Below are 6,593 nucleotides of genomic sequence, written 5' to 3'. Positions count from 1 at the left end.
TCGTACGTGTTCGTCGACGCCGCCGACGGGCACGGCCTGTCTGGTTAGATTGAGGGCCGCACCGACGCCGCCGCGCTGACTGTTTGCGCCGGGACGAGCGGGTTCCGGCCTGATGGCCGTCGCCAGCTCGCCTCGGCGCAAACAGATTCAACTCTCGCCATTTTCGTGGGATGTTGTCAGCGGCGCAGCGGCGGTGTGACGGGCTCGGGCTGAGGGGCCACGGCCGCCTGGGCTGCGTCCGCGAGCAGCCGGCGCTCTTCAGCGGTCGCCAACAATCCCCCGGGCGCGACAAAACGGGAGGCTACATAGTCCGCTTCGGTAGTGGGTATCGGCACCCGGGTGCGGACAGCCCGTATGCACACCCGTACCGCATCGGCGAGCACGACGAGCACCAGCAGGGCGAACACTATCGCCATGATCCCGTCCAAGGTCGAGTTCTGGACGACTTTGTGCATGTCGCTGATGCTCTTCGCGGGCGCCAGAACCCTGCCTTCGTCGAGCGCGTCGGCATAGCGGTTCCGTTGGGCGAAGAAGCCGAGCTTGGGATCGTCCGAGAAAACCTTCTGCCAGGCCGCGGTGAAGGTGACGGCGACATCCCAGCCGAGCGGGACGCCGGGCACCCAGGCCCACCGCGCTCGCCCACTCTTGACGAACAGGGTGGTGACGACCGCCAATGCGATGGCGGCAAGCATCTGGTTGGCCATCCCGAACAGCGGGAACAGCTGGTTGATGCCGCCGAGCGGGTCGGTTGCCCCGGTCCAGAGGAAGTAGCCCCAGGCGCCGACCACCAGCGCGCTGCTCAGCCAGACCCCGGGCCACCAGCTCACCCGGCCGATTGGCTTCCACACGTTCCCGAGCATGTCCTGCAACATGAATCGGCCGACCCGGGTGCCGGCGTCGACAGTGGTCAGGATGAACAATGCCTCGAACATGATCGCGAAGTGGTACCAGAAGGCGGCGAGGCGACCGCCCCCGAATGCGCCTGAAAGGATGTTGGACATGCCGACAGCGAGCGTCGGTGCACCTCCGGTGCGGGCTACCAGCGTCGATTCGCCGACGGCCCGGGCCGCGGATTCGAGGGCGTCCGGGGTGATGGTGAAACCGAGGTTGGTGACCGCGGACGCAGCCGACGCCGCGGTCTTGCCGACGACCCCACCGGGCGCATTCATGGCGTAGTAGAGGCCCGGGCTGAGCACCGCCGCCGCGATCAGCGCCATCAGTGCGACAAGGGACTCGGTCAGCATCGCCCCATAACCGATGAGCCGGACCTGGGACTCCTTCTGGATCATCTTCGGCGTGGTGCCGGACGCGATGAGGGAGTGGAATCCGGACAGGGCACCGCAGGCGATGGTGATGAAGAGGAACGGGAACAGGCTGCCGGCGAACACCGGCCCGTTTCCCCTGGTCGCGAAAGTACTGATTGCGTCCGCCTGAAGTACCGGAAATTCGACGAGAACGCCGATGGCGAGCAGCCCGATGGTGCCGACTTTCATAAAGGTCGAGAGGTAGTCGCGGGGCGCGAGCAGGAGCCACACCGGCAGCACCGAGGCGACAAAGCCGTAGCCGACGAGGCAGGCGACCAGTGCCTTCGGGCTGAGTGTAAAGGCGGAGGCGAGGGCGGAGTCCTGGATCCAGCGGCCGCCGACAAGGGCCGCGAACAGTCCGGCGACACCGACGGCGGTGGCCTCAGCGACCCGGCCGGGTCGCAGCACCCGCAGGTAGATGCCCATGAACAGGGCGATCGGGATGGTCATTGCGATCGAGAAGGTGCCCCATGCAGAGGCGGCGAGCGCGTTCACCACGACAAGCGCCAGCACCGCCAGCAAAATGATCATTATGGCGAAGACAGCCACCAGTGCCGCTGTCCCGCCCACCGGGCCGATCTCGTCGCGCGCCATCTGGCCCAGGCTCTTGCCGTCCCGCCGCATGGAGAAGAACAACGTCACCATGTCCTGCACGGCACCGGCGAAAATAACACCGGCGATGATCCAGATCGTCCCGGGCAGATACCCCATCTGTACGGCGAGCACCGGGCCGACGAGCGGACCGGCCCCGGCGATGGCAGCGAAGTGGTGGCCAAACAGGACCCGCCGGTCGGTCGGCTGGTAGTCGACGCCGTTGTCGAGGCGTTCGGCCGGCGTCGCCCGGCTGTCATCCACCCGCAGCACCCGGTTTGCGATGAACCGGGCGTAGAAGCGGTAGGCGATGGCGAAGGATCCCAGGCCGGCGAGCAGGATCCACGCCGCAGAGATCGACTCGTGGCGGGACATCGCGAGCACAGCCCAGCTGATCGCGCCGGCCGCCGACACCGTGGTCCAGATGGCTATCGAACGGAGCCGGCCGGTCCTCCGGCCAAGGCCAGGCCCACGACCGCCGCCAGGCGGAAGGCCGGTTCCGGCAGTATCGAGACGGGTAGTCATACGAGGCGTCCTTTGGCGAGAGCGGCCCGGCCGAGCAGGTCAGCGAGCCCGACATCGGGCGGCAGGTCGGTGCTGAAGTGCCGGAAGCCGAGCCGCGAGCGGCAGTCGACTGTGACATCGCGGCCCAGGAGGAACGGATAGGCGAGTGGATGGGCTACGGCGCTGCCACCGGGATCCGCGTCCACCGGGCGGAAGCCCCGGTGCCGCGGCACGAGCGCCCGCGGCGCGGTGCGCAGCCACAGTTGACCGGTGCAGGCGCAGCACAGCCCCAGCGGGGCCCAGTCAAAAACGACTACCTCGCCCTCGCGGAGCGCCGCGCGGGCCCGGTCGGTGAACCGGATCATCGCAGGCCTTCCGGCGCCGTCCCCCGACTGTGCAGCCGCCAAGCGGCGGCGGTCAGCAGCGCGCTTAAGGGCACCCAGGCAAGCTGATACCAGTAAAAGAACGGCACCCCGGCCAGCCGTGGCTCATCCTGCGCATAAAGCGGGACCGCCAGCAGGGCTGCGAACGGTGTCCCGAGGCACGCGACCGCGGCGGTTCGCCGCCGACGTGCCGCCGCGCGGGCCGGACGACCGGCGGCCGGCCGGCCTGTTGCAGGCACGGGCGCTGCCGGGACGCCTGCCGCGGAGTTCGCCGGGGCACCCCGCTGGGTGTCCCGGCCCTGCTCATCGTGCCACATCCTGATCTCCCTGCATTTTGATCTTCCTGGTGGTAAGCCACCGCCTGGCCCAGGTACCCAGGCCGGGTGGTCACGCAGGCCGCGATGGTGTCACCGGGAGAGTTGCTCGCCGCGCCTCCGCGGTTTACGACTTGGTGAGCTACCTGATCTCCCTGCATTTTGATCTTCCTGGTGGTAAGCCACCGCCTGGCCCAGGTACCCAGGCCGGGTGGTCACGCAGGCCGCGATGGTGTCACCGGGAGAGTTGCTCGCCGCGCCTCCGCGGTTTACGACTTGGTGAGCTAGAAGTTTACGGCTTGTTTCGGGATGATGTCGTGTCAACCGCGCCGGCTCGGTGCGCAACTGGAATAAGGACCGGGCGGGACGACCGGGCGGGCTTCCACCGGCAACCTCGCCGCGCCGCACGGGAAGCCGCGTGTAACGGAGGGTGTTCGGATGGCCGACGGGACGACCGTGGCGGGATTCACCGTCGTGATAGCAGGCACTTCGTTACTATCGGTAAGGACGCGCGCGTTCTATCGGCGGGACGAGCTCCCCTCGCCGGAAGGGTGGGCGCTCGCAGGGCGCCCGTTCGGTGGCGTTCTGACCTGGTTCCTGCTCGGCGGTGCGATCTACACCGCATATACCTTCGCCGCGGTGCCCGGCCTCGTCTACGGGGTGGGCGCTCTCGGCTTCTTCGCGCTGCCCTATACGATCATCGTCTATCCGCTAGCCTTCGTGCTCCTCCCACGTCTGGCGGAGACGGCTCGGCGCCACGGCTACGTCACGGTGGACGACTACGTGCGGGAACGCCACCGGTCGCCGCTGCTCGCGCTCGCCGTGGCGCTGACCGGAATCGTGGCCACCACGCCGTACATCGCGCTGCAGTTGGTCGGCGTCCGCGCGGTGCTCGTTGCCGGCGGCCTCATCCCGCCTGGGCTGCCCGGCGACCTGGTGCTGGCCTCGGTGTTCGGGGTGCTCGCCGTCGCGACCTATCACAGCGGCATCCGCGCTCCGGCACTCGTCTCGGTCGCCAAAGGAATTCTGATCTTCCTGGCGGTCTTCGCCGTGGTCGGACTCGTCCTAGCCAGGCTCGGCGGACCCGGCGAGATCTTTGCTGCGGCACGGCGGAACATAGCCGCGGACGGCTTGCCGGATCCGTCACTCACGCTGGAGCCGTCGACGTTCGCCGCGTTCGCGAGCCTCGTGCTCGGCTCGGCGATGGCCCTGCTGGTGTACCCACACGTGCTCACCGCCGCCTTCGCGGCGAAGAACCCCGACGTCCTGCGCCGCTCGGCGGTCACCCTGCCGGCCTGCTCGGACTCTTCGGGCTGCTCGGCGTTGCCGCCTTGGCCGCGGGGGTACGCGCACCCCGCGGGCAGGCCGAAGCAGCTGTCCCGCTGCTCGTCCAGCAGCTGGCCCCGCCGGTTGCCACCGGCGTCGTCTTCGGCGCGCTCGTTGTCGCGGCGCTCGTCCCCGCGGCCGTGATGTCGGTGGCGGTCGCTATGCTCTTCGTCCGCAACGTATACGTCGAGTATTTTCACCCCACGGCCACCCCCAAGCATCAGGTCCGGGTGGCCCGCGGTGCCTCGCTGGTGACAAAGATCGGGGCATTCGCCTTCGTGCTCGGTCTGCACGACCAGGATGCCATCGATCTGCAGCTGCTGGGCGGGGTCTGGATACTCCAGACCTTCCCGGCGGTCGGGATCGTCCTGTTCTCCACCTGGCTGCATCGCGGTGCGCTGCTCGCCGGATGGGCGGTAGGAATGGCGGCGGGAACCTGCCTGGTAACCTCCGGCGAATTCTCCGCGGTGGTGAACCTGCACCTGTTCGGGGCGTCCGTGCCGCTGTACACGGCGCTCCTCGCGCTCGGGCTGAATCTGGCGGTCGCCACCGCGCTCACCCCGGTCCTTCACCGCGTCGGCGTGGCCCGAAGCAGCCGGATATCCCAGGTGGACCGACTCCCCCGGCCGGACGCGCCGGGATGGCGGTGAGGGGACGTAATGAAGTAACAAATACGTGATCGAGAGCATCATCGCAGGTCACAGGCCTGTGGAGGGTTCGAAACGCGCAAGTTATTTCATTTCGACTCCTGAGCGGCGGTGCAGGGCATCCTCAAAGATCCAGCAGCCGTCACTGCCGGCGACGCCGCTACTCTGCTGCCGGCCGGGGAGATCCAGGTGAATCTTCACGATCTTGATCGGGAGACCGCCCTCACGCGACTCTTCAATACCCACTACGTCTCATTGGTACGACTGGCCGCCCTCCTCGGCGCGGACGACCCGGAGGATATCGCCGCGCAGGCGTTCTACGAGCTCTACCGGCGCTGGCGAAAACTGCGGGACTCGACCGCCACCCTGCCGTATCTACGTAGCATAGTCTGCAATCTCACCCGAATGCGACTACGCCATCTCCAGGTCGTCCGAAAACATCTGGAATGGCCATCAGGCCAGGTAGAATCGGCGGAGACGCAATCGCTGCTGCGACACGAACAGCGAGCTGTAGTCGTCGCGTTACAGCGGCTTTCGCCGCGCCAGCGGGAGGCCCTGGTACTGCGGCACTGGCTCGGCCTGAAGGAATCCGAGATAGCCGCGGTCATGGGGATTTCCTGCGGCGCAGTGAAATCCCCATGCGGCCCGGGGAATGGCGGCGCTGTCCCGCGCGATGGAGTCCCAGACATGACGTATCACACCGGGCCGCTCAACGACACCGAACGACGGCTGCGCGACGCCCTGGACGCTCTCGCCGACGGCGTGCCCGTGTCGCCCGACGCCTACCGGCGGGCGCGGGCCACCTGGCGCCGCCGCGAGCGCCGCAGGCGGCTCATCCTCGCCGTCGTCATCGCGGTGGTCTTCACCTTCGCGAACCTGGTCGGCCTGTGGGCGCTCAACCACTGACCGGTGTGGACGTCGCCCGACCGCAGGCTGTGACACACCCGCGTCGCTCCACCTTGTGAATCCTCGCAAGCACGCTTACGCCACACCTCTCCCCTTGACGTGCGCTACTGTGGTGCTCACGGTGTTAAGTGAACAATAGCTAGCCCATGGAGCGATGATGAGCGGTCGGGTGATGGTGGCGGGCGTCGGCATGGTGCCGTTCGCGACGCCGAGCAGGAGCGACAGCTACGACGTGCTGGCCGAGGGGGCGGTCAGGGCGGCGTTGGCCGATGCTGGGATCGACCTGGCTGCGGTCCAACAGGCGTACGCCGGCTATGTGTACGGCGACTCGACGAGCGGGCAGAAGGCGCTGTACCGGGTGGGGATGACCGGGGCGCCGGTGGTGAACGTGAACAACAACTGCTCGAGTGGGTCGTCGGCGCTGTTCCTGGCGCGGCAGGCGGTGGCTTCCGGGGCGGCGGACTGCGTGCTGGCGTTCGGGTTCGAGCAGATGCGGCGCGGCGCGCTGACGATGCAGTGGGACGACCGGCCCAACGCCTTCGGGCGGTTCGACGAAGTGGTCACCAAGGTGCAGGGCGAGGTCGAGGGGGTGCCGTTCGCACCGCGGTACTTCGGCTC

Annotated in this window: 7 protein-coding genes; 4 read left to right on the top strand and 3 right to left on the bottom strand. The window is 68.0% G+C overall.

The genetic code is table 11. From position 1 onward, the window contains the following. Positions 1-176: 176 nt before the first annotated feature. Genes ACY5KJ_RS16030 through ACY5KJ_RS16020 form a run of 3 tightly spaced genes read right to left on the bottom strand, consistent with a single transcriptional unit; the run spans position 177 to position 3,099 of the window. Positions 177-2,420, bottom strand: a complete 2,244-nt coding sequence (locus tag ACY5KJ_RS16030) for a carbon starvation CstA family protein (protein WP_462203728.1) — start codon at positions 2,418-2,420, stop codon at positions 177-179. After that, a complete protein-coding gene (locus ACY5KJ_RS16025) occupies positions 2,417-2,764 on the bottom strand; it encodes a hypothetical protein (RefSeq protein WP_462188965.1) in 348 nt (115 codons plus the stop codon). The genes ACY5KJ_RS16030 and ACY5KJ_RS16025 overlap by 4 nt, the downstream gene beginning before the upstream one ends. Continuing rightward, the gene (locus ACY5KJ_RS16020; protein ID WP_462203727.1) at positions 2,761-3,099 is read right to left on the bottom strand and encodes a DUF3311 domain-containing protein; all 339 of its coding nucleotides are present in this window, start codon (positions 3,097-3,099) and stop codon (positions 2,761-2,763) included. The genes ACY5KJ_RS16025 and ACY5KJ_RS16020 overlap by 4 nt, the downstream gene beginning before the upstream one ends. A 435-nt stretch (positions 3,100-3,534) precedes the next feature. Between ACY5KJ_RS16020 and ACY5KJ_RS16015 the strand changes: the two genes are divergently transcribed. The 4 genes from ACY5KJ_RS16015 to ACY5KJ_RS16000 all read left to right on the top strand — a co-directional run. Further along, positions 3,535-4,566 (top strand): sodium:solute symporter family protein, encoded by a 1,032-nt coding sequence (locus ACY5KJ_RS16015; protein ID WP_462188967.1) that lies wholly within the window; start codon positions 3,535-3,537, stop codon positions 4,564-4,566. Continuing rightward, on the top strand, positions 4,566-5,072 hold the full coding sequence (locus tag ACY5KJ_RS16010; protein WP_462203726.1) for a hypothetical protein: 507 nt from the start codon (positions 4,566-4,568) through the stop codon (positions 5,070-5,072). Before ACY5KJ_RS16015 ends, ACY5KJ_RS16010 begins: the two co-directional genes overlap by 1 nt. Positions 5,073-5,180: 108 nt before the next feature. Further along, entirely contained in the window at positions 5,181-5,975 is a 795-nt protein-coding gene (locus ACY5KJ_RS16005) for an RNA polymerase sigma factor (protein WP_462188969.1), read from the top strand. Between the two features lie 157 nt (positions 5,976-6,132). Then, positions 6,133-6,593, top strand: a 461-nt coding sequence (locus tag ACY5KJ_RS16000; protein ID WP_462203725.1) for a thiolase family protein, incomplete at its 3' end; no start/stop codon positions are given.

It is taken from the genome of Frankia sp. CcWB3 (assembly GCF_977927595.1).
Note: the sequence above shows the minus strand (reverse complement) of the source record. Positions and strands in the feature narration are given on the sequence as shown.

What these genes read in the sequence shown, in the direction of transcription:
- ACY5KJ_RS16030 (WP_462203728.1), bottom strand. Translation starts at nt 2,420, where the DNA reads ATGACTACCCGTCTCGATACTGCCGGAACCGGCCTTCCGCCTGGCGGC.
- ACY5KJ_RS16025 (WP_462188965.1), bottom strand. Translation starts at nt 2,764, where the DNA reads ATGATCCGGTTCACCGACCGGGCCCGCGCGGCGCTCCGCGAGGGCGAG.
- ACY5KJ_RS16020 (WP_462203727.1), bottom strand. Translation starts at nt 3,099, where the DNA reads ATGTGGCACGATGAGCAGGGCCGGGACACCCAGCGGGGTGCCCCGGCG.
- ACY5KJ_RS16015 (WP_462188967.1), top strand. Translation starts at nt 3,535, where the DNA reads ATGGCCGACGGGACGACCGTGGCGGGATTCACCGTCGTGATAGCAGGC.
- ACY5KJ_RS16010 (WP_462203726.1), top strand. Translation starts at nt 4,566, where the DNA reads ATGTCGGTGGCGGTCGCTATGCTCTTCGTCCGCAACGTATACGTCGAG.